We start from the raw sequence: 254 nt of genomic DNA on the forward strand, positions 1-254 counted from the left end.
TTAATAGTCCTTTTGGTGCTTGTCCAACATGTGATGGCTTAGGCCAAAAGTTAACAGTCGATGTAGACTTGGTTGTTCCAGACAAAGATAAGACGCTAAACGAAGGTGCAATAGAACCTTGGATACCAAGGTGTACACCGACTAGTACGAATTTCTCCATTTGATTCATCAGGACGTCGTCATACATCATTTGCATCATGTGACGTGATTCCAGATTTTAATAATGATGAAATAGAGATTGAAATCAATCCGGA

2 pseudogenes are annotated in these 254 nt (G+C 39.4%); both read left to right on the top strand.

Annotation, left to right across the window (positions count from 1 at the left end):
* Positions 1–155: pseudogene (locus IDG65_RS15090) on the top strand (hypothetical protein); the annotation flags it as partial.
* A pseudogene (locus IDG65_RS14465) lies at positions 127–254 on the top strand (PCRF domain-containing protein); the annotation flags it as partial. The pseudogenes IDG65_RS15090 and IDG65_RS14465, both read left to right, overlap by 29 nt.

Source organism: Staphylococcus sp. EG-SA-17 (assembly GCF_017151845.1).
GTDB classification, from domain to species: domain Bacteria; phylum Bacillota; class Bacilli; order Staphylococcales; family Staphylococcaceae; genus Staphylococcus; species Staphylococcus aureus.